The organism is Enterococcus sp. E4-223, assembly GCF_035727065.1.
GTDB lineage: Bacteria > Bacillota > Bacilli > Lactobacillales > Enterococcaceae > Enterococcus_B > Enterococcus_B faecium.
This window is the reverse complement of record NZ_JAPMLH010000009.1, coordinates 1-24,678: the sequence shown is the minus strand read 5'-3', so window position 1 is coordinate 24,678 and position 24,678 is coordinate 1. Positions and strand designations below refer to the sequence as shown.

18 protein-coding genes, 9 tRNA genes and 1 rRNA gene are annotated in these 24,678 nt (G+C 39.5%); 8 read left to right on the top strand and 20 right to left on the bottom strand.

Annotated elements, in window-relative coordinates; all coding sequences use genetic code 11:
• Positions 1 to 622: 622 nt before the first annotated feature.
• The 4 genes from OS139_RS11890 (at position 623) to OS139_RS11875 (ending at position 4,442) form a co-directional block, all read left to right on the top strand.
• On the top strand, positions 623 to 1,591 hold the full coding sequence (locus tag OS139_RS11890) for an ABC transporter substrate-binding protein (RefSeq protein ID WP_002322823.1): 969 nt from the start codon (positions 623 to 625) through the stop codon (positions 1,589 to 1,591).
• A 17-nt stretch (positions 1,592 to 1,608) separates the two neighbouring features.
• Positions 1,609 to 2,514, top strand: coding sequence for an ABC transporter permease (locus OS139_RS11885; protein WP_002289390.1), 906 nt, complete (start codon positions 1,609 to 1,611; stop codon positions 2,512 to 2,514).
• Positions 2,511 to 3,317: an ABC transporter ATP-binding protein gene (locus OS139_RS11880; protein ID WP_002332232.1), complete on the top strand. Its 807-nt coding sequence runs from the start codon at positions 2,511 to 2,513 to the stop codon at positions 3,315 to 3,317. Before OS139_RS11885 ends, OS139_RS11880 begins: the two co-directional genes overlap by 4 nt.
• Before the next feature lie 156 nt (positions 3,318 to 3,473).
• Entirely contained in the window at positions 3,474 to 4,442 is a 969-nt protein-coding gene (locus tag OS139_RS11875) for a biotin--[acetyl-CoA-carboxylase] ligase (protein WP_002332231.1), read from the top strand.
• A 315-nt stretch (positions 4,443 to 4,757) separates the two neighbouring features.
• On the opposite strand, the gene OS139_RS11870 is transcribed toward OS139_RS11875, so the two are convergent.
• Positions 4,758 to 5,282: a DinB family protein gene (locus tag OS139_RS11870; protein WP_002332230.1), complete on the bottom strand. Its 525-nt coding sequence runs from the start codon at positions 5,280 to 5,282 to the stop codon at positions 4,758 to 4,760.
• Positions 5,283 to 5,569: 287 nt separating this feature from the next.
• Between OS139_RS11870 and scm the strand changes: the two genes are divergently transcribed.
• Complete coding sequence (gene scm / locus OS139_RS11865) at positions 5,570 to 7,606, top strand: collagen-binding MSCRAMM adhesin Scm (protein ID WP_325066943.1); 2,037 nt, start codon at positions 5,570 to 5,572, stop codon at positions 7,604 to 7,606.
• Between the two features lie 154 nt (positions 7,607 to 7,760).
• Here the strand turns inward: scm and OS139_RS11860 are convergent, their stop codons facing one another.
• The 4 genes from OS139_RS11860 to OS139_RS11845 all read right to left on the bottom strand — a co-directional run bounded on the left by OS139_RS11860 (position 7,761) and on the right by OS139_RS11845 (position 12,157).
• Positions 7,761 to 8,747, bottom strand: a complete 987-nt coding sequence (locus OS139_RS11860; RefSeq protein ID WP_002332227.1) for a polyprenyl synthetase family protein — start codon at positions 8,745 to 8,747, stop codon at positions 7,761 to 7,763.
• A 22-nt stretch (positions 8,748 to 8,769) separates the two neighbouring features.
• Positions 8,770 to 9,336 carry a Gx transporter family protein gene (locus tag OS139_RS11855; RefSeq protein WP_002332226.1) on the bottom strand — a complete coding sequence of 189 codons (567 nt, stop codon included), beginning with the start codon at positions 9,334 to 9,336 and terminating at the stop codon, positions 8,770 to 8,772.
• A 13-nt stretch (positions 9,337 to 9,349) separates the two neighbouring features.
• A complete protein-coding gene (locus OS139_RS11850) occupies positions 9,350 to 9,766 on the bottom strand; it encodes a NusG domain II-containing protein (protein WP_002332225.1) in 417 nt (138 codons plus the stop codon).
• A gap of 456 nt (positions 9,767 to 10,222) precedes the next feature.
• Positions 10,223 to 12,157: an NAD(P)/FAD-dependent oxidoreductase gene (locus OS139_RS11845; RefSeq protein WP_002332224.1), complete on the bottom strand. Its 1,935-nt coding sequence runs from the start codon at positions 12,155 to 12,157 to the stop codon at positions 10,223 to 10,225.
• Between the two features lie 300 nt (positions 12,158 to 12,457).
• Here OS139_RS11845 and pplA point away from each other — a divergent pair, with 300 nt between their 5' ends.
• The 3 genes from pplA (at position 12,458) to menA (ending at position 15,552) form a co-directional block, all read left to right on the top strand.
• Positions 12,458 to 13,393: an extracellular electron transfer flavoprotein PplA gene (gene pplA, locus OS139_RS11840; protein ID WP_325066942.1), complete on the top strand. Its 936-nt coding sequence runs from the start codon at positions 12,458 to 12,460 to the stop codon at positions 13,391 to 13,393.
• A gap of 89 nt (positions 13,394 to 13,482) precedes the next feature.
• Positions 13,483 to 14,586, top strand: a complete 1,104-nt coding sequence (locus tag OS139_RS11835; RefSeq protein WP_002307822.1) for an FAD:protein FMN transferase — start codon at positions 13,483 to 13,485, stop codon at positions 14,584 to 14,586.
• Between the two features lie 12 nt (positions 14,587 to 14,598).
• The gene (gene menA / locus OS139_RS11830; protein WP_002289029.1) at positions 14,599 to 15,552 is read left to right on the top strand and encodes a 1,4-dihydroxy-2-naphthoate polyprenyltransferase; all 954 of its coding nucleotides are present in this window, start codon (positions 14,599 to 14,601) and stop codon (positions 15,550 to 15,552) included.
• Between the two features lie 1,179 nt (positions 15,553 to 16,731).
• Here the strand turns inward: menA and gor are convergent.
• The 15 genes from gor to rrf all read right to left on the bottom strand — a co-directional run bounded on the left by gor (position 16,732) and on the right by rrf (position 24,668).
• Entirely contained in the window at positions 16,732 to 18,078 is a 1,347-nt protein-coding gene (gor, locus tag OS139_RS11825; RefSeq protein ID WP_002332222.1) for a glutathione-disulfide reductase, read from the bottom strand.
• Between the two features lie 133 nt (positions 18,079 to 18,211).
• Positions 18,212 to 19,465, bottom strand: a complete 1,254-nt coding sequence (locus OS139_RS11820) for a peptidase U32 family protein (protein ID WP_016627872.1) — start codon at positions 19,463 to 19,465, stop codon at positions 18,212 to 18,214.
• Between the two features lie 5 nt (positions 19,466 to 19,470).
• Entirely contained in the window at positions 19,471 to 20,394 is a 924-nt protein-coding gene (locus tag OS139_RS11815) for a peptidase U32 family protein (protein WP_002332219.1), read from the bottom strand.
• Positions 20,395 to 20,614: 220 nt separating this feature from the next.
• A complete protein-coding gene (locus tag OS139_RS11810) occupies positions 20,615 to 23,107 on the bottom strand; it encodes an ATP-dependent Clp protease ATP-binding subunit (protein ID WP_002289035.1) in 2,493 nt (830 codons plus the stop codon).
• Between the two features lie 6 nt (positions 23,108 to 23,113).
• A complete protein-coding gene (locus tag OS139_RS11805) occupies positions 23,114 to 23,581 on the bottom strand; it encodes a CtsR family transcriptional regulator (RefSeq protein WP_002289036.1) in 468 nt (155 codons plus the stop codon).
• A gap of 135 nt (positions 23,582 to 23,716) precedes the next feature.
• Positions 23,717 to 23,790: transfer RNA gene (locus OS139_RS11800), tRNA-Arg, on the bottom strand.
• 57 nt (positions 23,791 to 23,847) lie between these two features.
• Positions 23,848 to 23,921 (bottom strand) — tRNA-Pro (locus OS139_RS11795).
• Between the two features lie 21 nt (positions 23,922 to 23,942).
• A tRNA-Arg gene (locus OS139_RS11790) sits at positions 23,943 to 24,016 on the bottom strand.
• Positions 24,017 to 24,026: 10 nt separating this feature from the next.
• Positions 24,027 to 24,112, bottom strand: a tRNA-Leu gene (locus tag OS139_RS11785).
• Between the two features lie 16 nt (positions 24,113 to 24,128).
• Positions 24,129 to 24,200: transfer RNA gene (locus tag OS139_RS11780), tRNA-Gly, on the bottom strand.
• Positions 24,201 to 24,211: 11 nt separating this feature from the next.
• Positions 24,212 to 24,284: transfer RNA gene (locus OS139_RS11775), tRNA-Thr, on the bottom strand.
• A 17-nt stretch (positions 24,285 to 24,301) separates the two neighbouring features.
• Positions 24,302 to 24,383, bottom strand: a tRNA-Leu gene (locus OS139_RS11770).
• Between the two features lie 7 nt (positions 24,384 to 24,390).
• Positions 24,391 to 24,463: transfer RNA gene (locus OS139_RS11765), tRNA-Lys, on the bottom strand.
• A gap of 3 nt (positions 24,464 to 24,466) precedes the next feature.
• A tRNA-Val gene (locus OS139_RS11760) sits at positions 24,467 to 24,539 on the bottom strand.
• A gap of 13 nt (positions 24,540 to 24,552) precedes the next feature.
• Positions 24,553 to 24,668 (bottom strand): 5S ribosomal RNA (gene rrf / locus OS139_RS11755).
• Positions 24,669 to 24,678: the final 10 nt, after the last annotated feature.

The following is a 24,678-nucleotide window of genomic DNA, read 5'->3' as shown; positions in this document are numbered from 1 at the left end:
AAAAAACCAAAAATAGAACATTCTCTTGAAACCTTACTTCGTGAGCTTCTACTTTTGTTTCCTTATATTAAAGCCGAAACGGACAATATTTCGTTTCTGCCTTTTCTTCATCAGATAGTTTTTGCAACTTCATATACTACACTTATTTTCTATAAAAGTCAACACTTCCTGGCGTTTCTTCTGCTTTTTCGCAATATTTTCTTAATGTTTTCAATTTTATGTTTTCAATTATCTGACAATTCTTAATTGACAGACCTTTTTATCTCGGTTATACTTTAGAAAATTCATTTTGTGGAGGAACTTCTATGCGAACCAACATCAACCAAATCGCACCAACACAACTGAATAACTTTTACTTTAGCTACTTTAGCTACTTTAGATAGGTTTGTATTCATCATGATGGATACAAACGTTAAACGACAGTTTGTATCTATGATGGCTAAAGAACTTTGTATTGCAGCAAAAAGCCACGTAGACAAAATGCTAAGTGGCTGAGCAGTGAAAATACAAAGTAAAAGTATCAAGCATTCTACTTTTTCAATTTATTTTCCGACTTTTCAATCCATTTGGACATTTTGTCTGAATGGATTTTTTGTTTCCCAAAATTAAGGAGGAAAAAGAAATGAAAAAAAATATAATCATCGGATTAGGCGCTGCCCTGCTACTAGCTTTAGGAGGTTGCGCACAAAAAGACAATTCCGCAGAGGCATCAGATGGACAAAAAACAATTGGCGTATTGCAACTTGTACAACATAACTCGTTAGATGCTGCCTATAAAGGATTCAAAGAAGGATTAGCAGAAGAAGGGTATAAAGAAGGCGATAATCTAACAATCGATTATCAAAATGCCCAAAACAATCAAGACAACCTGAAAAGTATGAGTGAGAAACTCGTCAAAGAAGATCCTGATTTGCTACTTGGAATCGCCACTCCAGCAGCACAATCTTTATTAAATGAAACAACCACTATCCCGATGACTGTCACAGCGGTCACAGACTTGGAACAAGCCCATTTAGTCACATCCAATGAAAAACCTGGCGGCAATGTGACTGGCACGACAGATATGGTGCCAATCGAAAAACAAATCGGCTTACTGTTAAATATCGTGCCAGACGCCAAAACAATCGGCATCATGTATAACAACGGTGAAGCAAACTCTAAGATCCAAGCTGATTTGGCAGAAAAAGAATTGAAAAAAGCGGGCGTCAAAGTCAAAGTACTGACAGCAAATTCCACAAATGATGTCCAACAAGTGACGAAAAGTCTAGCTAAAGATGTAGATGGAATCTATATTCCTACTGATAACACGTTCGCAAGTGCGGCAAGTGTTGTCGGTGAAGTCGCAAAAGAAACAAAAACACCTGTCGTTGCTGGCGCAGTTGATCAAGTCAAAGACGGCGGTCTAGCAACAGTAGGAATCGACTACGAAAGCTTGGGCAAACAAACAGGGATCATGGCAGCAAAAATCTTAGACGGCAAGAAGCCAAGTGAACTTCCTGTCGAAACAGCGAATGATTTGGAACTGTATGTCAATAAAGACATGGCCAAAGCATTAGGCATCAATCCAGACAGCATCAAAGAAGCTGAATAAAACACAGGAGGATTCTCATGACAAATTTGCTCTCTCTTTTCTTATCATCTGCATCGCAAGGGGTCTTATGGGCCCTACTTGCGATTGGTGTATACGTCACTTTCCGTATCTTGGACATTGCCGACTTGACTGCTGAAGGAAGCTTTCCTTTAGGTGCAGGGATCGCGGCAGTAAGTATTACAAATGGCTATCATCCATTGACAGCTTGTCTTCTAGGCTTTTTAGGGGGTGCGGCAGCAGGGCTTGTTTCCGGACTGCTTCACACAAAATTGAAAATTCCCGCCCTTCTTGCAGGGATCATCACCATGACTGGTTTATATTCTGTCACATCCCGTGTGATGGGTGCGCCGAACATCTCTTTATTGGGTCAGCCAACGATCTTTCATTGGGTCGAGTCATTCGGCATAACAAAAGACAACGCTGTACTGATCGTCGGTCTGCTTTTTGCTTTGATCGTTGTATGTTTACTTGTTTTGTTCTTACGTACAGAAACAGGACTTGCTATTCGTGCAACTGGCGATAATCTGGCAATGAGCGAAGCAAACGGGATCAACACAGATAATATGAAGATCATCGGTTATATGATTTCTAATGGATGCATTGCTCTTTCTGGCTCCTTGCTTGCGCAAAACAACGGCTTTGCTGATTTGAATTCTGGTATTGGAACGATCGTAATTGGACTTGCTTCTATTATCATCGCAGAAGTTTTGTTACGTAACCAACCACTATTTCTCCGTCTCTTGACTGTCGTTTTAGGTGCGGTCATTTACCGTTTTATTTTAGCGTTAGTCTTCGAACTGAATGTTGAACCAAGTGATTCGAAACTTGCTTCTGCTTTCGTGCTAGTGATCTGTCTTTCTTTCCCGCAGATCCAGCAAAAATTCCATTTACCTCAAAAAAAGAAAGGCGGTAGTGTCAAATGAATGACGTCTTAACATTGGAAAATCTCCATCATACCTTTGAAAAAGGAACGATCAACGAAAATCATGTCCTGAAAGGCATTAATCTTTCCTTAGATCCCGGCGACTTCGTGACGATCATCGGTGGAAATGGGGCTGGTAAATCTACTTTGCTGAACAGCATCGCCGGTACATTTTCTGTCGATCAGGGACAAATTTTATTGAATGGAAAAAATATCACGAAAAAATCTGTTGTCGAACGTTCGAAATCCATCAGTCGCGTATTCCAAGATCCTAAACTAGGGACAGCCGTTCGTTTAACGGTAGAAGAAAACCTCGCTCTTGCTATGAAACGAGGAAAAAAACGCGGCTTCTTCCGTGGTGTCAAACCACAAGACCGAACATTTTTCAAAGACCAGCTGGCTCGGCTAAATTTGGGTTTGGAAAATCGTTTATCCTCAGAAATCGGTTTGCTGTCTGGAGGACAACGTCAAGCTATTACGCTGTTGATGACCACATTACAGCGTCCAGAACTGATTTTATTAGATGAACACACTGCAGCGCTTGACCCTGCTACTTCCAAAACGGTGATGGAATTGACAGAAAAGCTGATCACTGAGCAGAATCTCACTGCTTTTATGGTCACTCATGACATGGAAGACGCGATCCGCTATGGGAATCGACTGATCATGCTACATCAAGGAAGGATCGTCGTAGATATCCAGCAAGAGGAAAAACAGCAGCTCACAGTGCCCCAATTATTAGCGTTGTTCAAACAAAACAGCGGCACGGCATTAAAAGACGATCAAGTACTTTTATCTTCATAATCAGAAAGAGGCTGGGACAAAAAATGAACGCCCACCCTCTTCTTTTTTCTCTTTCCTTCTTTCGTTTTTGCTTTATGTATCAACCGTTGTTTCTTCGAAAACTATTTTGTTCTCTCCTTCTTCCTGATAGAATGGATGGGAAAGGAGCTTGATGCCATGACAACGAAAGACAAGGTACTTCAATTATTGAAAAAGACACCAGATTTTCTTTCCGGAGAAAAGTTGGCACAGCAACTGGAAGTTTCCCGGACAAGTATTTGGAAAGCCATCAAAGAATTGGAAAAGGCAGGCTATCGTTTTGAGCACGGGCCTACAGGATATCGTTACCTGCCCTCTGACGTACTAGATGCAAAAGAAATCCAGCAAGAGCTACGGTCGTTTATTCCTGATTTGAAAGTACAAACGATATTGACTTCTGAATCTACGATGAAAGATGCCAAACTGGCAGCAGCTCAAGGAGATTCTGTTTCGAAGTTATTTGTTGCTGATACACAAGAACAAGCTCGTGGACGTTTTGGACGGCCTTTTTTCGCTGAACCTGGACGAGGAATCTACATGAGTCTCTTGCTCCATCCAGACAAACGGTTTGATGAATTGCCTCAATATACGATCATCGCAGCCAGTGCCTGTGTGAAAGCCATTGAATCTGTAACCGGTCGTTCTGCTTCGATCAAATGGGTCAATGATATCTACATGGATGGAAAAAAAGTCTGTGGGATTTTATCTGAAGCAGTCAGTGATATGGAAAGCGGCAGGATCAGTCATATCATCATTGGGATCGGGCTTAATTTTTCTGTTCCTCAAAATCATTTTCCAGCTGATCTCCAAGAAAAAGCCACCTCTGTCTTTCCCGACGGACAAGCTAGTGTCACAAGGAATCAGCTAATCAGCAAAATCTGGCAAGAATTGTTCACTTATCTTTCTCACCCAGAAAAAGCGTTGGACTTCTATAAAGAAAAATCATTCGTATTGGGAAAAACCGTGTCGTTCAATCAAAAAGGAACGACTTATGTCGGTCTTGCAAAAGAAATCGGTCATCATGGCGAACTGATCGTCCAAACAAATGAACAGGAGATGAGTTTGTCTTCTGGCGAAATCAGTCTCACATCTATCCGTACGCAATAATATCAGATTTCACAAAAGGATACCTGATCTCATACAGTGTCCTTTTTTCTGAATTCTCTTCAAAAGACTCTCCTTATTCTATCAGCTGACAGTTTCTCTATCCTCTAGAAAAAGGTGTTCTAAAAATATCTATAAAGCATGGTACACTTTCTTTAAATGAATCAATGCAAAAAACAAGAGAGTCATTAGTTTACACGATCAAAAGAGATAGCAGGCCGCTTCCTTTTTCGATCTTATAGATAGACCATGGGTAACGATAAAAACAAAAAAGAACTTGCGACTTATTTTGCCGTAAGTTCTTTTTTAGCTAGTGCCTTAATCTCTTAATCCCAACAAACGTCTCGCATAGATCATCTGACCAGAGTGCATAGCAGCATCATCAATAATAGAAACGAGACGCATTCCTCGGGTGACTGGTGGTGTCCAGTTCTCGTCAATTACTTCATCTAACTCGGAAGGTGCCAGCCTTCTTAAGTAAGAAATAGCAAAATCAGCAGCTCCTCGCAAGTATCCTAGCAGATCTTCTATTTGATTAGCTTGGATCTGCTTTGCTTGTTCCAGACTGTGCTTCCAATCTTGTTCGTTATCTGCTATCGTCATCGGAAACCGGCTTTCCCAGTCTTGACTATGCCAAATTGGAGAGGTTCCTGCTAAATCAGCAATCTGGAAATCTAATTCCCGAGCGGTATGCCAAGCCAGCCAAGTCATTGATTTGATCTGCGGTGCTCTATCTTCCACTGGAAAACGATTGGCCTCCTCAATAGAGACGCCTTCAAACAAACGTTCAAACCGATCGTATGCCCGATCCACACTCTCGCATAGCATATCTAAATAATCCATTTATTTTCCTCCTTTTTATTTATCCTACTTACTTTTTCCTAATTCTAGGATACCTACTTATATGTTACTACACACCCTTATTTTTTACACTTTAACAGTCACCATCATCAATAGTTTGGAGATTGAAAGAAAAAGATAGTGTCGAACTATCAATTGAACAAGAAGCAACAATATGAACGTTTCATTAATATTCTATAAATAAACAATGATTTTTCAAACGAACAGTTTAAGACTAGGAGAAAAAGAGTATAATAGGAAAATGTTTGAAAGGAAAGGAAGGGGGAAAAATGAAAAAAAGGGCAAGTTTACTAGTCCTAGTTGCTTTGTTGTTCAATATCTTTTCGTATGGTGTGGCCGTTTCAGCGGAAACATACATTCCTAAAGACCCTGGGAATATTTATAATGATCTAACCGGTAACTATGGCTTGTTAGGAATTGCTAGTCAATTCCACGTATTTGCTAAAAATAAGACAACTGTGAATGCACATACAGACGGAAATATAGCAACACATGAACTTGATGCAAAAAATAATTTTGGTACAGAGCTTCATGAAGGTTTATTGAACCAAGAAATAAATTATATACAAAAAACTGATTCTTTCGCTAATTCTTCAGGCATACCTACAGGTAGCACAAGAATGAATAAATTTGTCGTTGGCAGTAACGTGGATGTAGCACTTCAAGATGGTCATCCTACAGTCAATGGATCCAGGCTTGATCACTTAACTCCAGATGATTTTTATAAAGATCGTGCTGGGCATGAATATATTGATTTCGAGCAGGAATTTGCTAAATTGAATGTAGCAGCAAATGATCTTGCAACCATCACTCCAGCTAAAACATATACTGCTGCAGATTTTCCAGACATGAACAATCGGACAATCGATTTAACTGGTTTATCAGATACCGGGTTTTTATTGGTAAATATCGATGCAGAAGTGTTAACGATGAATACGCCACTTCAAGTCATCAATCCAAATGATCAAGTAGTTGTATTTAATGTCATCAACAGTTCTTCTGCATTGAACGTACAGTCACCAATCAAATACAATGATCGTTCAAATCATGAAACAGAAGATTTTTCGGATGCGAATATCTCTTGGAATTTTGGAAATGAGATGACTGATTTGACAATCAGTGCTCCTTTTCAAGGAACAATCCTTGCGCCTAATGCTACTATCCGCATTACTCAAAACCAAGACGGAACGATTATAGGGACAAATGTGATTTTAGATGCAGCTACCAATCGTTGGGATCCTAACGAAATATTTATCAGCGACAATGGTACAGATACGACAGACACAAGCGACAGTACAGATACATCTACCACAAGTGATAGCACGGACACGTCAGCTTCAAGCGATAGTACAGATACTACCTCTACCACAAGTGATAGCACGGACACGTCAGCTTCAAGCGACAGTACAGATACTACCTCTACCACAAGTGATAGCACGGACACGTCAGCTTCAAGTGACAGTACAGATACTACCTCTACCACAAGTGACAGCACGGACACGTCAGCTTCAAGCGACAGCTCAGATTCAACTACCACTACAAGTGATAGCACGGACACGTCAGCTTCAAGCGACAGCTCAGATTCAACTACTACTACAAGTGATAGCACGGACACGTCAGCTTCAAGCGACAGTACAGATACTACCTCTACCACAAGTGATAGCTCAGATTCATCAACTTCAAGCGATAGTACAGATACTACCTCTACCACAAGTGATAGCACGGACACGTCAGCTTCAAGCGACAGTACAGATACTACCTCTACCACAAGTGATAGCTCAGATTCATCAACTTCAAGCGATAGTACAGATACTACCTCTACCACAAGTGATAGCTCAGATTCATCAACTTCAAGCGATAGTACAGATACTACCTCTACCACAAGTGATAGCTCAGATTCATCAACTTCAAGCGACAGTACAGGTACTAAAACCACAAGCGACAGCTCAGATTCAACTACCACTACAAGTGATAGCACGGACACGTCAGCTTCAAGCGATAGTACAGATACAATCTCTACCACAAGTGATAGCTCAGATTCATCAACTTCAAGCGATAGTACAGACACGTCATCTACCACAAGCGATACACGTCATGCAAGTGTCTCCTTCTCAAAAACAAGTTCGGATAACAGGACGAACTTTAACTTAACTAATAAAACAAGCAATGACAATGGAAACAAATCAAAAAGAGCACTTCCTAAAACTGGAAGTCAATCGAATAATTGGATAACACTCGCAGGCGTTATATTACTTGTAATCGGTTTAAGAATCACTTTTATGAGTTATAAGAAATCGAAAAGGTAAAAAAATATTCAAGATAAAAAAGAGCAACGTCGCTAACGGACGTTGCTCTTTATTTTTGCTTTTTATCATAAATACAAGAACTACAATTCAATTTGTCAAAAAACACGTAGATTTCCTTCTGAGAAATTTATTTACGTATCGAACCTTTCCCTATTCAGTCTTTGCGATCCAAAATCAGTTGGGTAAGGGAAAAGAGATTCTCTTTTGTTCGAAGAGAGGTGGCAGGTAATTTCTTTATTTCCTTCAAAGCCTTTTCTGTGTAAGAGGCCGCTAACTTCCTAGCTTCTTCCACGCCTCCTGTATGTTCAACGATTTTGCGTACGGCGTCGACATCTTCTTCTGTCATTGCCGCTTTCTTCTCTAAATAAGGTAGTAGCTTTGGTTTGTTTTTTTGCAAAGAGTAGATCAACGGTAAAGAATAGACCCCTTGACGCATGTCTTCTAGTACAGGTTTGCCGATTTCCTGGCTCTCTTTTGTATAATCTAAAATATCATCGATAATCTGAAAGGCCATCCCGATAGAAAGTCCGATATCTCCTGCTTTTTTTGCGAAGCGCTCGCTTGTTCCACTTTCAAAAGCGCCAACAGAACAACTTAATTGGAACAGTTCAGCTGTCTTACCTGAAATATTTTCCAAATATTCTTTTACAGAAAGTTCATAATTATAGCGATCATCCATCTGCCCTAATTCGCCATTCAATACTTTTTCCATACTGCGAGAATTCAATTGGAGACTTTTCAAGGAAGTGGAGTAATCAGACAATAGTTTAAAACAGCAGACAAATAAATAGTCTCCTGCATAGACAGAAACGACATTACCAAACTGACTACGGATATTAGGCTGACCACGTCGCAGATCCGCTTCATCAACGATATCATCATGGATCAGTGTGGCCGTATGGAGCATTTCGATAGAAGCTGCCAAAGCGATGGCTTTTTCTCGATCTTGCTCTGGTCCAAATTGTGAGAACAATAGCTGATAGGCAGGACGCAACAGCTTTCCGCCGGCATGGATCGTTTCTTTGATTGCTTGTTCGACAGGTTTGTTTTTCAGGCGGACAGTTTCTTCCATCCGTTTTAGTGTTTCTGTCAATTCTTTACTTAAAGCAGGATAGTTTTCCCACATTGGATGTAGCTTCATAAAAAAACTCCTTGTGTGACGATTATTTTTTGGTAAACATTGGGCTCCATTTTTGTTTGGTTCCCTGCTCATAATCTTTTTGGAATCGTTGAAGTGTCTGCACATGTCGTAAAAGATAATTCGCTGCGATCCCGATTGCAATCCCTGATAAAATCCCTAAAACTGAAAGGACTGGCAAGTACAACATGACTATCCATGATTGTGCAATGAAAGAAGCCATCAAAAGCTGTCCGACATTATGCATGAAACCGCCGGCCGCACTAATTCCGATGATACTGACACGTTTTGGTCCTAATTGCTTGACCAATAACATTCCAAAATAACTAAGCAAAGCACCACTCATACTATAAAGGAATGTGGAAATCGTTCCGCCTAGCAAAGTAGTCAGGAATAGTCGTAGCCAAAGTAGTAAGAAGCTGTCTCGTTTTTTCATGGTAAAAATGGCAACGATCGTGATTAGATTGGCTAAGCCTAGTTTTGCACCAGGCGCAAAAGAAAAAGGATAAGGGATCATATTTTCCAATAAACCAATGATCACTCCTTGTGCAACAAGTAGCGAAATATAAATCATTTTTTGTAATTTACTCATGGTGTGTGAAGGTCTAATAAATCAGACTGTCTTCGTCACCCCCATCCGTTGATCGGACCTCGATCACTAATTTATGTGGTAAACAAACAATGGTTTCGCCATTTTTCGTTGCCCATCCTCGACGTACGCAGATCTGGTCATCGCAATCTGCTTCTTTTATCCGTACTCGATCGCCATCTATCTCGATCAAGTTATAATCTCCTTGTTCATCTTTGTAAGTATATGTGTAGCTCTCTTCTCCAGCCATCAAAGGGAATGTTTTGATTTCTGTGCCATCCACACGCAGTACCGCTTCTTTTTCTGCTGTTGCGGTGTTTTGCTGAAGACCAAAAATCATGACTGGTAAAAAAGAAAGAACAGTCAAAAGCAAAATAATAAAAACATCCCAAGGTTTGAGCAGACTTTTTTCAGCAAATTCTTTAAGGCTCATTTTTGTTCTCCTTTTTCCAGATTAACTCACCCAATTTTAGCATAAAAACAAGAGGTTGTGACACCTGTGTCTTGCTTTGAGTAATAAGAACGAAGAATAGAAAACAGCTTTCCATGTTTTTTAATTCTTTGGGCTTATTACCGAGAAGCAGCAGGTGGAACACCGTTTATAACAAGAGGTTGTGACAGAAGTAGGCAACTTCAAGAAATAAGAAGGAATTTACGAAAATTACTTTTCAAGTTTTTGTGAAATTTCGGCTTATTTTTCGAAGAAGCTACTTCTGGAACACCGTTTATAACAAGAGGTTGTAACAGAGGTTGTGACACCTGTGTCTTGCTCATGGAGGCTTATCTCGGGCATCTTATTCCTTTAATTTTACATAAAAAGGAGGCTGTGACGGTTTGTCTCAGCCCCTTTCTATTGAAATCTTGCATTCAAATAACGCTCTTTATCTATTTATTTCTTGCCGTACTGGGAACTTGGTCTACCGTACCACCAATTACCTAGTGTACGTTGTAGCCATGGAATTACCCAGCGATCCAACCCAATCGCACGTCCGGAACCGTTCATCAATGCGAAAGCAACAAAAATGAACCAAATGTTTACCCAGTAAAACATGCCTGATAAGCAGAACGTGATCACCAATACAATCGTTGTCGCACTGCATAACCATGTGAATAATCCAGCAATCAATGCTAATGCCAAGGCAATTTCAAAGAATACCATGAATTTTTGGAAGAACATTGCTACATCATTGTTTGGCATGATCACTTGCATGATCTTTGTGAACCAGTCTGGTGACTTCTCAATCACAGCCATTGGTTCTTCACCGTATGCATAACTCAAACCAAAATGTGCAGCTTGAGTCGCTGCTTCTCCGGCACTTGCCCCTGCTCCGCTGGCAGCTGTGGTTGCATCACCAGCAGCAGAAGCACCACTGGCAACATCTGTTACATTGTATTCCCATGTCCAAGGGAACACACTGTTTCCAGTGAACCATGATCCTTCACCAAACCAAGTACTTGGTTTTAACACTTCACCATTACCAATGATTTTTTTGGAGGCTTCAACGAACCAAACTAAACCATAGAAAATACGAAGTGGCACACTCCATAAGACGTTGCCGTAACGAGAAGAATGTCCTCGAGTCACGTTGCGATCATCTTTGATATGGAAAAACTCATGCATTAAATATTGGAACATATAATAACCAGAACGAATATCAAAGAAGTATTTCAAATTCACGATATGTTTCATTACGATAGCTAAAAATCCGCTTAAATGGATCTTATCAAATAGGTTAGCTACCCCCCATTTGGCACCAATAGAAACCATAAATCCTTGATAGTTTCCTTTAAATTTATGCTTTTCTCCGCCTTTGATCGAAGCCACGATATTCGCTGCGGCTGTGTGTCCTGTTTGTTCAGCAGCTTGAACGATCTGCGGTGTCGGTGTTCCTGGGAACTCTTCATAAAAGACTAAATCACCAATGATATAGATGTTTTTATCTTCGTAGCCTTTTGCCTGCATATATTCATTGGCGATCAACCGCTGTCCGCGTGCTGATTCTAATCCAAAGTCAGCAGCGTCAGAAGTTCCTTTGACACCAGCTGTCCAAATCAGTGTGTGAGTCGGAATGTTGCGTCCGTCTTTCAATTTGATATGATCAGCAGCCACTTCTACGATTGGTGCATTCAATAATAATTCCACGTTGTGCTTACGCAAATAGCGTTCAGCTTTTGCAGCATCATTTCGATCCAACATATTCAAGATCGTCGGCATTGCCTCTACGACCATCAGTGTGATTTCGTTTGGATCTAATTTATAATCTTTGGCTAGGCGATTTTTCCAGTCGATCAGTTCCCCAATCATTTCAATACCGGTAAATCCAGAACCACAGACAACGAAAGTCAGCATGGCTTTACGCAGTTCATCATCTGGTTCCAATGCAGCTTTTGCTACTGTTTTCTCAATATGTTCACGAATCCTTACAGAGTCTTCAAATGACCAAAGGGTGAATCCATATGCTTTGACACCAGGTGTACCAAAGTCATTCGGTTCTCCGCCCATTCCAAGGATCAGCTGATCAAAAGGATAGGAACCTAATTTGGTCTTGACGATTTTCTGTTCTTTATCGATACCGATTACAGTGTCTGTGACAAGTTGTACATTCTTTTGACGAGCAAACAAATGCTGCAGATCGTATTGGATTGCTGCTGGTTCTACACGTCCGCCAGCTACTTCATGCAACTCGGTCATCATAGTATGGTACGAATGACGATCGATCAGAGTAATTGCTACATCTTCTTTTTTCAGTTTCTTTGCCAAGTATTTTGTAGCTGAAACACCGGCATATCCTGCTCCTACAACGACAATATTTTGCTTTGCCATTGATCATCCGCTCCTTATAGACTATCTATATAATGAATATATGATAATTCTTTTAGTTTGATACTTATTACACAATCTCCATATATTATATAGATGTTCTGTTCTTTTGTCTAACTCCTTTTGGATTTTTTTCAAATTTTAAAATAAAGCGTTTTTTCACGAAATTTGCTGAAAGAAAACGTTTAAATATTACATGGGTTATTTATCAAAAATAGTTGACTTATAGGCTAAAAAGATTAGAATGTATAATGAATCACAAAGAAAAATTGTGGACTAAAAATGGAATGGTGGGGTATTAAAATGAAGAAAAAACGTTTTGTAACTGGATTTGCCGTATTAGCATTTTCAGCTCTAGTGTTAGGCGCTTGCGGCGCAGATGACAACGGAAGCTCAAACTCTTCTTCTGAATCATCTACAGCACAATCTTCGACTGCAAAAAGCACAACAAAATCATCTGCAAAAGTTGTAGCTGGCGGAGATTTGCAAGACGGCACATATAAATTAGAAGAAAAAAATTATTCAAATGGTTACCGTGCAGTCTTTGAAATGGTTGTAAAAGACGGCAAAATCACTGAATCAAAATATGATAACGTCAATGAAAACGGCGAATCAAAAACAAAAGATGCAGAATACAACAAAAACATGGAAGCAAAATCTGGCACAAACCCAGAAAAATACATTCCTGAGTTGAACGACCAATTCTTAAAAGCACAAAGCGCAAGCGGTGTGGAAGTCGTAACTGGAGCTACTCACTCATCTGAAAGCTTCCAAAACTACGCACAACAATTGATCCAAGCTGCTCAAGCTGGTAACACAGATACAATCGAAATCGACAATGGTGCTGATTTGAAAGACGGCACTTACAAGCTTGAAGAAAAGAACTACTCTAACGGCTACCGTGTGCAATTCGAAATGACAGTTGCTGGCGGCAAAGTAACTGAATCAAACTTTGATTATATCGACAAAGACGGTAAATCAAAACAAGATGATACAGAATATAATGAAAATATGAAAGCAAAAAGCGGTACAGAACCAAAAACTTACATCCCTACTCTGAACGACGAATTCGTCAAAGCAATGGGCGAAGAAGATGGCTCACCTGCTGATGTAGAAGTTGTTACAGGTGCTACACACAGCTCACATTCATTCATCATGTACGCACAACAATTAGTGAATGCAGCTGAAAAAGGCGACACTCAAACAATCGAAGTAGATAATATCGTAACAGAAAAATAATCACATAATCATACTAATAAAAGTTGGAGGGTGGGACGATAGCCAGATTAGGCAGTCGTCTCACCTTTCAAAATGAAGAGAGGAAAAAAATGCGGAAAAAACTACTATTTTCCTTAATCACACTGGGCATCTCTTTTATGGTGCTAACTGGATGCAGCAATTCAGCAAATAAAACAACCACTGAAAGTTCAGCGTCTACCAAAATATTAAAAGATCCGTATTCTGATGAACAGTTCTTGTTAGGGACTTACGTTCGTATCCGTGTGTATGATGAAGGCAAAGAATCAGCATTGAAACCTGCCTTCGATCGAGTAAAAGAACTTGGTGATAAAATCACGATCAATCAAAAAGGTTCTGAGATCGATGAAGTGAATGAGCAAGCTGGGATCAAACCAGTAAAAGTTTCTGATGACGTCTACACGTTAGTCAAGCGGGCCTACGAATATAGTCAAGATTCTCAAGGCGGATTCGATATGGCGATTGGTGCAATCACACAATTATGGCGAATCGGTTTTGATGACGCCAGAAAACCTTCCCAAGAAGAAATCGATCAGGCATTGAAATTAGTGGATTATCATAAGATCGAACTAAATGACAAAGAAAAAACTGTTTATCTAAAAGAAAAAGGAATGATCATCGATTTAGGTGCAATCGCCAAAGGTTACATTACGGACGAAGTAGTGAAAGTCTTGAAAAAACAAGGAGTGACCACTGCCATCGTTGACTTGGGCGGTAATGTCTATGTCTTAGGCCACAGCCCAAGAGGAGAAAACCAAGACTGGACAGTCGGCATCCAAGATCCGAACATGGCTCGCGGATCTGTTTTAGGTTCTATTAAAGAACGGAACAAAACATTAGTTACCTCTGGAATTTACGAGCGTTATTTAGAAGTAGATGGCAAAAAATACCATCATTTGTTTGATCCAAAAACGGGTTATCCGTTCGACAATGATATCGCAAGTGTCACGATCATAACAGATAAATCAATTGATGGTGACGGGTTGTCTACAGCAGTCTTTTCAATGGGTGTGAAAAAAGGACTGGAATACGTCGAAAGCGAATTGAATAACGGGACGGAAGCGATCTTCGTGACAAAAGACGATAAAGTATATGTGACCGATCCAATCAAAGACACCTTCAAATTATCGGAGGACTCCCATTACACGATGGGTGACCGTTCTGAACTAAAATAAGGAGTACGAACCATGACACTAAAAATCTTTTTAGAAGTAGTTGAAATACGAACAAAGGTGGCTAGTGTATTTCCTTTTGCGGTAGGGGTATTATTCTCTATCGCTTTTTTTCATGAGATACATTGGCTAAACACTTTTTTATTTTTTATTGGAATGCTAGTTTTTGATTTGGCGACTACCGCTATCAATAATTACATGGATTATGAAAAGGCTCATTCTGAAGTATATAAGTATGAAGAAAATGTCATTGGCCGCAGAAATCTATCTCCTGTATTGATTCGAAACATGATTTTAGCTATGATTGCATTTGTTTTTGTTATCGGCGTTATTTTAACGATCAATACGGGTTGGCTTTTACTTTTGATGGGATTTATCTGTTGTTTTATTGGAGTATTCTATACATTCGGACCGATTCCTTTATCTCGAATGCCTTTAGGGGAAATTTTCAGTGGGGTGACTATGGGCCTTGGAATTTTTGCCATGGTCGTTTATGTCAATACATTCGGTTCAGACGTCTATGATCTGACAGTCAACTTTTCATCTGGACAATTTGCTTTGGTAGGAAATCTTTGGGCTATAGCAGCAATCGTATTAGCTTCCTTACCCTTGGTGTTTACGATTGCCAATATCATGTTGGCTAATAATTTGCGGGATCTTGACCGTGATATTGAAAATCATCGCTATACACTAGTTTTTTATATCGGACGTCCTGCGGGAACAGTCTTATTCCAGCTATTGATGTATGCTTGCTATTTCGTGATTTTAATGGGGTTGTTGAGCGGTATCTATGAATGGCCGATCTTGGTCACCTTCTTGACCTTGCCAATTGTGAAGAAGCATTTGGATCAATTCAAGCAAACGTTACCCCAGCCTATCAGTTTCAGCTATTCCATCAAAAATATGGTCTTATTCAATGCCAGTTATGTATTGGGGCTATTACTAACAATCATTATGCAAGCCATTTAACAGCATGAAGAGGTTGTGAAAAAACTGCCCTGCATCAAGTAATAAGAACAGCCAAATAAAAATAGCTCCTTATATTTTTCGTTTGGTTGGGCTTATTACCCCAGATGCAAGCTTTTGAACACCGTTTATCAGAGGTTGTGAAAAAGTCGCTTAGTTTCGAGTATTAAGAAAAATTTTGTGAAAATAGCTTTCCACATTTTTGCATAAATTTGGCTTAATACCGAGAAACTGGCTTTTGAACACCGTTTATCAGAGGTTGTAAAATCAGCGTTTTGTCCTGAGTATTAGAGAAACAAACGGAAAAATAGTTCCTCATATTTTGCCGTTTTTTGAGCTAATACCGAAGGACAGCTGATTGAACACCGTTTATTAAGAGGTTGTAAAATCAGCGTTTTGTCCTGAGTATTAGAGAAACAAATGGAAAAATAGTCCCTCATATTTTGCCGTTTTTTGAGCTAATACCGAAGGACAGCTGATTGAACACCGTTTATCAGGAGGTTGTAAAATCAGCGTTTTGTCCTGAGTATTAGAGAAACAAATGGAAAAATAGTTCCTCATATTTTGCCGTTTTTTGAGCTAATACCGAAGGACAGCTGATTGAACACCATTTAAGAAAGAGGTCGTGAGTCTGCCGTTTAGCTCCGAGTCGCAAGGAACAAGTTCAAAAAACAGCTTCTCATGTTTTATGAATATTGTGTCTTGTGATTGGGAGTTGGCAGGAGAACACCATTTGTTCGGAAAAAGTGACTAACTATGACACAATTTTTTTCACAATCCCTTTTTTCACTTGATTTGATTCGTACCAGCGAACTTGACGAGAACTTTCTTGGTTTGGTAACTATATGGTATTCTTTTAACATCCTCGTTTGCTTCTTCTAATTTATTTATACAAAGTCACACTTTTTTAAACATCTGTTCTTCGATACATTTCTATTTCTTTTAAACATCGATACCAATATTTTGAACTTAAGAGTGCATACCAAATGGATTCATTTACTCTTCGTCAGTTACGAAGATAATCAAAAGCTCCAACTTCCCTACTTATTTCGTTTTGAGAATTATCGAAGCAATCTTACATCATAAATAACTAAAAAACAAAAAACCAGAAAATCAGTATACTGATTTTCTGGTTTTACATGGTTTGTTCAATAAAAAGCTGTTGGAACTGTTAATATTAAATTATCGCATCGTTACGAATTCTTCCGCTCCTGTTGGATGGATGGCTACTGTATTGTCAAAGTCTTCTTTAGTTGCACCCATCTTGATAGCCACGGCAAAACCTTGCAGCATCTCATCGACACCAACACCAATAGCATGTAAGCCGACGATTTTTTCTTCTTTTCCGACACAGATCAATTTCATTTCGCATTTTTGGCGATAATCATTTAATGCAAAGTACATTGGGGTAAAGCGTGAACGATAAACTTTCAATTCATTTTCGCCATATTTTTCCAATGCTTCTTCTTCTGTCAAACCAATTGTTGCAATTGGTGGATGCGTAAAGACGACTGTCGGAACAAGTTTATAGTCAAGATAAGAATCTTTCTTTCCATTAAATAAACGTTCTGATAAACGTCTACCAGCTGCGATTGCAACAGGAGTCAGATCTAATTTACCGATCACATCACCAACAGCAAAAATATGTTCATCCGTTGTATTTTGGTATTTATCTACTTTGATAAACCCTTTTTTGTCCAATTCCACATTTGTATTTTCCAGACCTAATTTTTCGGTATTCGGTACACGTCCACCGGCAAAAAGTACACAATCACCAGTTAAGGTTTCACCATTTTCAAATAGCACCGTATATTCGTCATTGTTTTTAGTAATTTCTTTAGCAATATGATGTGCGTAAGTTTTTATTCCAGCTTCTTGGTACATTTGGATCAAATTGTCCGAAAGCATTTTATCAAACGTTCTAAGTGGTCGTTCTTTTCGATATGCCCACATGACTTCACTACCTAAACCACGAAATACACCTGAAAGTTCAGCCGCAATGTATCCAGCACCTAAAACGATTGCTCTCTTAGGTAACTCTGTTAATTCAAAAAATCCATTTGAATCAATTGCGTATTCTCCACCAGGAATGGTCATTTTACTTGCACGGCCTCCAGTAGCGATCAAGATTTTAGGAGCACGATAGGTTTCACCGTTTACTTCGATCGTTTGACTATCGATAAAAGTAGCGTAACCTTTTATAGCCTCGACATGATTGTTATCTAATCCTCTTTGATAAGCACCGTGTAGAAAATCAATATATTTTTCTCGTCTTTCTACTAGACCGGCGAAATCAACATTTTTTAAATCTGCTTGGATACCGTAACTTGAGGCATCTCGTTCAATTGTTTCCAAAATCGTACTTGCTTGCCACATAACTTTTTTAGGTACACAACCGACGTTGACACATGTTCCGCCCAATTCATTCGCTTCAATCAGCAAAACTTTTGCGCCATGCATCCCTGCTCTGTTTGCTGAAGCAATACCGCCAGAGCCGCCACCAATTACGATGTAATCATATATTTGCATTTTGTTCCTCCTTATTGAAGAGATCAATCAAAACCTTTATTTAACGATCCTTTTTCTACAGAAAACAAGTGTAACACTTTTCTTGGATTTTGTATGCGAAGATGCTTAAAACAGGGATATATCAGCTTTTTCCTTATTTACGTTTTCGGATCATATCTCCAGGTTTCACCGGCTGTGCGACTGGCATAGTTAAAATCATCATTGGATTTGGTGCTCGGTCAATGGATTCGCCTTCTTCATTATGCATAACTTCAACGGTTTGACTGAAATGACTGAATCCTGGACCATAAAATTCGATTTCATCTCCTACAGAAAACAAGTTTCTCTGACGTATCGTAGCAATCTGTGTTGCCTCATCATAAGATAATACTTCACCGACAAATTTATATACTGGGATTTTACGACGTTCACCGAATAATTGTTCGTTTTCAGTTGGTGTATTGTAGTAAAAACCTGTAGCTAATTCTCGTTGTGCTACTTTCCATAACTCGTCGATCCATTCTTGCTTGCAGACATAGTTTTCAGGATCTTCCATATAACTGTCTACAGCCACTTTATAGACATTTGACACCGTAGATACATAATGGATCGATTTCATTCTTCCTTCGATCTTGAAGCTGTCTACGCCGTTTTCAATCAATTCTGGAATATGTTCGATCATTGACATATCCACTGCACTCATCGAGAATTCTTCTTCCACTTCGCCTGTATCAGTTAAACTGTTTCGTTCTTGACCAAAAGGCATATCGAACAATCCATACTTCCAGCGACAAGATTGAGAACATCCGCCACGGTTTGCATCCCGCATCGACATATGGTTGGACAATGTGCATCGACCAGAATAAGAGATACACATGGCACCATGGATAAATGCTTCGATTTCGATATCCGTATTTTTACGAATCTCTGCCACTTCCTCCATTGAAACTTCACGAGCTAAAACGACACGTTCCAACCCTTCTTCTTTCCAGAATTCCAATGTCTCAAAATTAGTTGCTGAAGCTTGAGTGGATAAATGGATCGGCAGACCTGGGGCTTCTGTCGCACAAATTTCGATCAAAGCTGGATCAGAAACAATTACTGCAGAAATACCGACATCACGCAAACTGCGGAAAAATTCCCCTGCTCCATCTTCATTTCCTTCATGGGTGACCATATTAGCAGCAACGTATACCTTCGCATCATGTTCTTTTGCAAAAGCAACTCCTTCAGCCATTTCTTCATAAGTAAAATTACCTGCACGGCTTCTTAAACCATATGCATTCCCGCCAATATATACTGCATCTGCTCCATAATGGATCGCGGTTTTTAACTTTTCCAGTGTTCCTGCTGGCGCTAGGATTTCTGGTCGTTTCAATTTTCTTTTTACTGTCATTTCTTTCATCATACTCCTTATTTGATAGCAGAAGGATCAATATAAAAGAATCCTGTATCTAATTCACGGTTTTCAGGATGCAATTTACTGATTTCGCTAGTCATTTTTTCCGCTTTTTCTTGATCCCAGCTACCTTCTAAAATTTGTTTTTTTGCTTCGGCGAATAGTCGAGTGATGTTTACGAATTTTTCGCCTGGAGTAAATAATCCGTCCAATTTCCATGTACAGTAATGATGCTGATAAAGTTCATTCAATTCATTCGAGAGATTCAGATCATTGCTGGCAAAAATATGTGTGCCATGACTATCTTCATAAATAGAATAATGTGTCTCTTCTTTTTTAGGTTCCGAGATAAAAAGACCTCTTTCACGATCTTTTTGTTCGTCTTGTTTCGTATAGTTATAGTAATTCTGTAGCAGTGGACGTTTGGATTGATGGATGCATGTAGCACCATACACAAGGGTTTCTACAGGAATATCGAGTTTTTCTTCCATCGCCTTCATCTCTTCAAAAGGAACTTCACGAGCAAGTACTGCTCCAACTGCGCCTTTTTTCGCCCAGAAATTGATTTGACGTGCGCTCGTTACTAATGTTTCAGCATCATAAATATACGGTATACGCAATTCAGGATTTTTTTTCATCGTATAAATAATACCTGTATCACCAACTGTGATCACATCTACGTTTATTTCTTTTAAAAAAGCCAAATATTCAGGTACATTTTTCATTTTTTCAGGATGAATGATCCCATTTACAGCAATATTCGCTTTTTTACCATACTTGTGTGCTAATTCTACCAATTGTCGCTGTTCTTCTCGTGTAAATGAAGCAGGCAGACGCAATCCAAATTGCTCTTCACCGAAATATAGTGTATCTGAACCTGCAGCAAGCAACTGTTCTGCTTGTTCAATAGTTTCTACTGTGGTTATGAGTTCGATCATAATTTTCTCCTCCTACAACTTCATAATAGTAGCATAGCTCTAAAAACTTTCCAATACTTCTTCTATTTAAAGTCGGATTTTTGAAAATTATTTCACAAAAAATCAAAATAAAGTTCGATATATTCTGTCCAAATATAAAAAGAGATTGTGACAAAAATCTTGTCACAACCTCTTAATCAAGTCTTACTATTATAAAAATTCAGCTACACAGGCCAAGTAACTATAGGGAACCTACTGTTTCCTTTTTAGGTCCGCGAACATTCAATGTGATCTTACCTTTTGAAGCACCTACTGTTACGTGGTCACCTAAACGAATTTCTCCGCCAAGCAAAGCCTCGCTCAATCGATCTTCAATTTCTTTTTGAAGTGCGCGACGGATTGGACGTGCACCATATTCAGGATCAAATCCAGCTTTCCCGATCACATCGATTGCAGATGGTGTGATTTTCACTTGAATATCTTGTTCTTTCAATCGTTTGATAATCGCTTTGCTCATGATTTGGACGATTGTATGGATTTCATCTTTACTCAATGAATGGAAGACGACAGTCTCATCGATTCGATTCAAGAATTCAGGTCGGAAAGCTTTCTTTAACTCTTCTAAGATACGTTTTTGCATGGCTTTGTGATCTTTAGTAACATCTTGGACATTGAATCCGACATTTTTTTCTTCTCGAATTTGTGTCGCTCCGATATTTGAAGTCATAATCATGATTGTATTTCTAAAGTCCACTTTTCTACCTTTAGAATCTGTTAAATGACCATCATCCAATACTTGCAAAAGTAAATTGAAAACGTCTGGATGTGCTTTCTCCACTTCATCTAAGAGAATCACTGAATATGGTTTTTGACGAATTTTTTCTGTCAACTGTCCACCTTCATCATACCCTACGTATCCTGGAGGAGACCCGATTAATCGGCTTGTACTGTATTTTTCCATAAATTCTGACATATCAACACGGATCAGGGCATCTTCGCTCCCAAACATGACTTCTGAAAGTGCTTTGGCCAATTCTGTTTTTCCGACACCAGTTGGTCCAAGGAACATGAATGAACCAATTGGACGATCAGGATCTTTCAATCCGCTTCGTGCACGGCGGATCGCACGTGAAACTGCTTTGACAGCCTCATCTTGACCAACGACACGTTCATGCAGAAGTCCTTCCAGTTCTAACAAGCGTTCGCTTTCTTTTTTCTCCAACTGCTGTAGAGGGACACCAGTCCACTCCGATACAACTGTAGCAACATCTTCTTCTGTTACACGATCAGAATAACCTTGCTCCTGTTTTGCTTCAATTGCAGAAACTTTTTGCAGCTTTTTACGTAGTGCTTTTTCTTGTCTGCGTAATTGAGCAGCATTTTCAAAGTCTTGTTTTTGGATCGCTGCTTCCTTTTCTTGTACTAGTTCATCGATTTCTAGTTTGATCACAGTTGATTTTGTTAAGTGATCGGTTTGATCCAAACGGACTTTCGCTGCTGATTCATCGATCAAATCAATTGCTTTATCGGGTAGTTGACGAGAAGTGATATAACGAACAGAAAGATTGACTGCTGCTCGTACAGCTTCATCTGTGATCTCCACTCCATGGTGCTCTTCATATCTTGTACGTAATCCTTGAAGAATCACTTCTGCTTCTTCAGGAGTTGGCTCATCTACTTGAATGCGAGCAAAACGTCGCTCTAATGCAGAATCTTTTTCGATATATTTTTGATATTCATCTAGGGTCGTTGCTCCGATCGTTTGTAATTCTCCTCGAGCTAACGCCGGTTTCAAAATATTCGAAGCATCAATTGCTCCTTCTGCTCCACCTGCACCAATTAAGGTATGCAATTCATCAATGAATAAGATTACTTGACCATCATTATAGATTTCGTCGATGACCTTTTTCATTCGATCTTCAAATTCACCGCGATATTTCGTACCAGCAACCAAAGATCCCATATCAAGCATCATCAAGCGCTTTTCTTGCATGTCTTCTGGCACTTCACCTAAAATGATTTTTTGAGCTAACCCTTCAGCAATGGCTGTTTTGCCTACACCAGGTTCACCCACCAGTACAGGGTTATTCTTTGTCCGTCGGCTAAGAATCTGGATAAGCCGTTTCACTTCTCTCGAACGACCAACAACTGGGTCCAGCTTGTTTTCTTTTGCTAATTTCGTCAAATCACGTGCTAATGAATCTAGCGTAGGTGTTCCTTGCGGTGTTTGCCGTTTATCTTGTACATTTACATTTCTACGACGATTCATTCCTTTTCCAGCAGAATCACCAGCTAGCCCCATTTTTTGTTTCAGAACTTGACGGGCTTTTGAAAGGCTGATACCTAAGTTGATCATGATTCGAGTAGCCATGATACTTTCATCTTTTAATAAGCTCATCAAAATATGTTCTGTTCCAACTTTTTGAGAACCAGTTTTCTTCACTTCGCTGCTAGCTAAAGCAAAAACTTGTTTCATTCTTGGTGAATATGGAAGAAAGACTCCTTTAGGGTAAGAACGGATACCACCATAACCAATCAGATGTTCAATTTCTTCATAAATTTCCGTTTCATTCAAATCCATTTCACGTAATACTTTTCCAGCAATTCCATTTTGCTCGACCACTAAGGCTAGTAAAACATGTTCTGAACTAACTGATTGATGTTTCAATCGTTTTGCTTCTTCTTGTGCAATTTCTAATACTGCTTGGGCTCTTTCAGTAAAAAGTTCTTCCATCTAATCTCACTTCCCATCTTCATAACTTAAACGTTCCAGAAATGCTCGGAGAATCCGAGCACGTGTATGATCTTCATATTCATTGAAATTCAATGTGTTTTTTGCAATTGCACTCAACATCAAGTTTCCTTCTTTTTTTGTAATTATTTGGTCTTCATAAAGTTTTTGAATAATAGCAAAAGCATTTTTCTCACTGATTGTATCATCAAATAACTGATTTATCTGCTCAAGTAATTGTTTTTTATCTGAAATCCTTACTTTTGCAATTCGTATATAACCACCACCACCACGTTTGCTTTCTACTAGATAACCACGTTGGATGGTAAAACGGGTATTAATCACATAGTTGATTTGTGAAGGAACACAGTTAAAGAGGTCTGCCATTTCAATCCTTCGAATCTCGATCATTTCACTATTTTCCAGAATTTTCTTTATATATGATTCAATTAAATCCGAGGTATTCTGATGTGCCATCTTATTCATTCCCTTTGACTAATATTGACCTTAATTATAACGAATTTGGTAATAGAAAGAAAGAAGAACGCTTTTTGTTAAATAAATCCTTTAGAATCAACAAAAAAAAATACGGAATATACTATTCCGTATCGACGCGCCCAAGAGGAGTCGAACCCCTAACCTTTTGATCCGTAGTCAAACACTCTATCCAGTTGAGCTATGGGCGCATATTCAATTTAAAAAAATTATAAATCATTTGAAAACAAAAAGCAAGATAAAAAAAATCGGGAAGACAGGATTCGAACCTGCGACCCCTTGGTCCCAAACCAAGTGCTCTACCAAGCTGAGCTACTTCCCGTTAAAAAAATAAAAAAGACTACGCGCCCAAGAGGAGTCGAACCCCTAACCTTTTGATCCGTAGTCAAACACTCTATCCAGTTGAGCTATGGGCGCATATTTGAAATGCCGAGGACCGGAATCGAACCGGTACGGTGATCACTCACCGCAGGATTTTAAGTCCTGTGCGTCTGCCAGTTCCGCCACCCCGGCGCGATTGCTTTGGCAAAGCGGAAAACGGGGTTCGAACCCGCGACCCCCACCTTGGCAAGGTGGTGCTCTACCACTGAGCTATTTCCGCGTGTTTAAAGATGCCGGCTAAAGGACTTGAACCCTCGACCCTCTGATTACAAATCAGATGCTCTACCAACTGAGCTAAGCCGGCATGTAAAACTTAAATTATGCGGGTGAAGGGACTTGAACCCCCACGCCGTAAGGCGCTAGATCCTAAATCTAGTGCGTCTGCCAATTCCGCCACACCCGCAAAAATATGAGCCGTACAGGGCTCGAACCTGTGACCCTCTGATTAAAAGTCAGATGCTCTACCAACTGAGCTAACGGCTCATATGGAGGTTAACGGGATCGAACCGCTGACCCTCTGCTTGTAAGGCAGATGCTCTCCCAGCTGAGCTAAACCTCCATGGATAACTTAAGCGTGGCGACGTCCTACTCTCACAAGGGGCAACCCCTCACTACAATCGGCGCTAAGAAGCTTAACTTCTGTGTTCGGCATGGTTACAGGTGTATCCTTCTCGCTATCGCCACCACACTGTGGTGTT

Coding starts and splice junctions, on each gene's coding strand:
- OS139_RS11890 (WP_002322823.1), top strand. CDS start 623: ATGAAAAAAAATATAATCATCGGATTAGGCGCTGCCCTGCTACTAGCT.
- OS139_RS11885 (WP_002289390.1), top strand. CDS start 1,609: ATGACAAATTTGCTCTCTCTTTTCTTATCATCTGCATCGCAAGGGGTC.
- OS139_RS11880 (WP_002332232.1), top strand. CDS start 2,511: ATGAATGACGTCTTAACATTGGAAAATCTCCATCATACCTTTGAAAAA.
- OS139_RS11875 (WP_002332231.1), top strand. CDS start 3,474: ATGACAACGAAAGACAAGGTACTTCAATTATTGAAAAAGACACCAGAT.
- OS139_RS11870 (WP_002332230.1), bottom strand. CDS start 5,282: ATGGATTATTTAGATATGCTATGCGAGAGTGTGGATCGGGCATACGAT.
- scm (WP_325066943.1), top strand. CDS start 5,570: ATGAAAAAAAGGGCAAGTTTACTAGTCCTAGTTGCTTTGTTGTTCAAT.
- OS139_RS11860 (WP_002332227.1), bottom strand. CDS start 8,747: ATGAAGCTACATCCAATGTGGGAAAACTATCCTGCTTTAAGTAAAGAA.
- OS139_RS11855 (WP_002332226.1), bottom strand. CDS start 9,336: ATGAGTAAATTACAAAAAATGATTTATATTTCGCTACTTGTTGCACAA.
- OS139_RS11850 (WP_002332225.1), bottom strand. CDS start 9,766: ATGAGCCTTAAAGAATTTGCTGAAAAAAGTCTGCTCAAACCTTGGGAT.
- OS139_RS11845 (WP_002332224.1), bottom strand. CDS start 12,157: ATGGCAAAGCAAAATATTGTCGTTGTAGGAGCAGGATATGCCGGTGTT.
- pplA (WP_325066942.1), top strand. CDS start 12,458: ATGAAGAAAAAACGTTTTGTAACTGGATTTGCCGTATTAGCATTTTCA.
- OS139_RS11835 (WP_002307822.1), top strand. CDS start 13,483: ATGCGGAAAAAACTACTATTTTCCTTAATCACACTGGGCATCTCTTTT.
- menA (WP_002289029.1), top strand. CDS start 14,599: ATGACACTAAAAATCTTTTTAGAAGTAGTTGAAATACGAACAAAGGTG.
- gor (WP_002332222.1), bottom strand. CDS start 18,078: ATGCAAATATATGATTACATCGTAATTGGTGGCGGCTCTGGCGGTATT.
- OS139_RS11820 (WP_016627872.1), bottom strand. CDS start 19,465: ATGATGAAAGAAATGACAGTAAAAAGAAAATTGAAACGACCAGAAATC.
- OS139_RS11815 (WP_002332219.1), bottom strand. CDS start 20,394: ATGATCGAACTCATAACCACAGTAGAAACTATTGAACAAGCAGAACAG.
- OS139_RS11810 (WP_002289035.1), bottom strand. CDS start 23,107: ATGGAAGAACTTTTTACTGAAAGAGCCCAAGCAGTATTAGAAATTGCA.
- OS139_RS11805 (WP_002289036.1), bottom strand. CDS start 23,581: ATGGCACATCAGAATACCTCGGATTTAATTGAATCATATATAAAGAAA.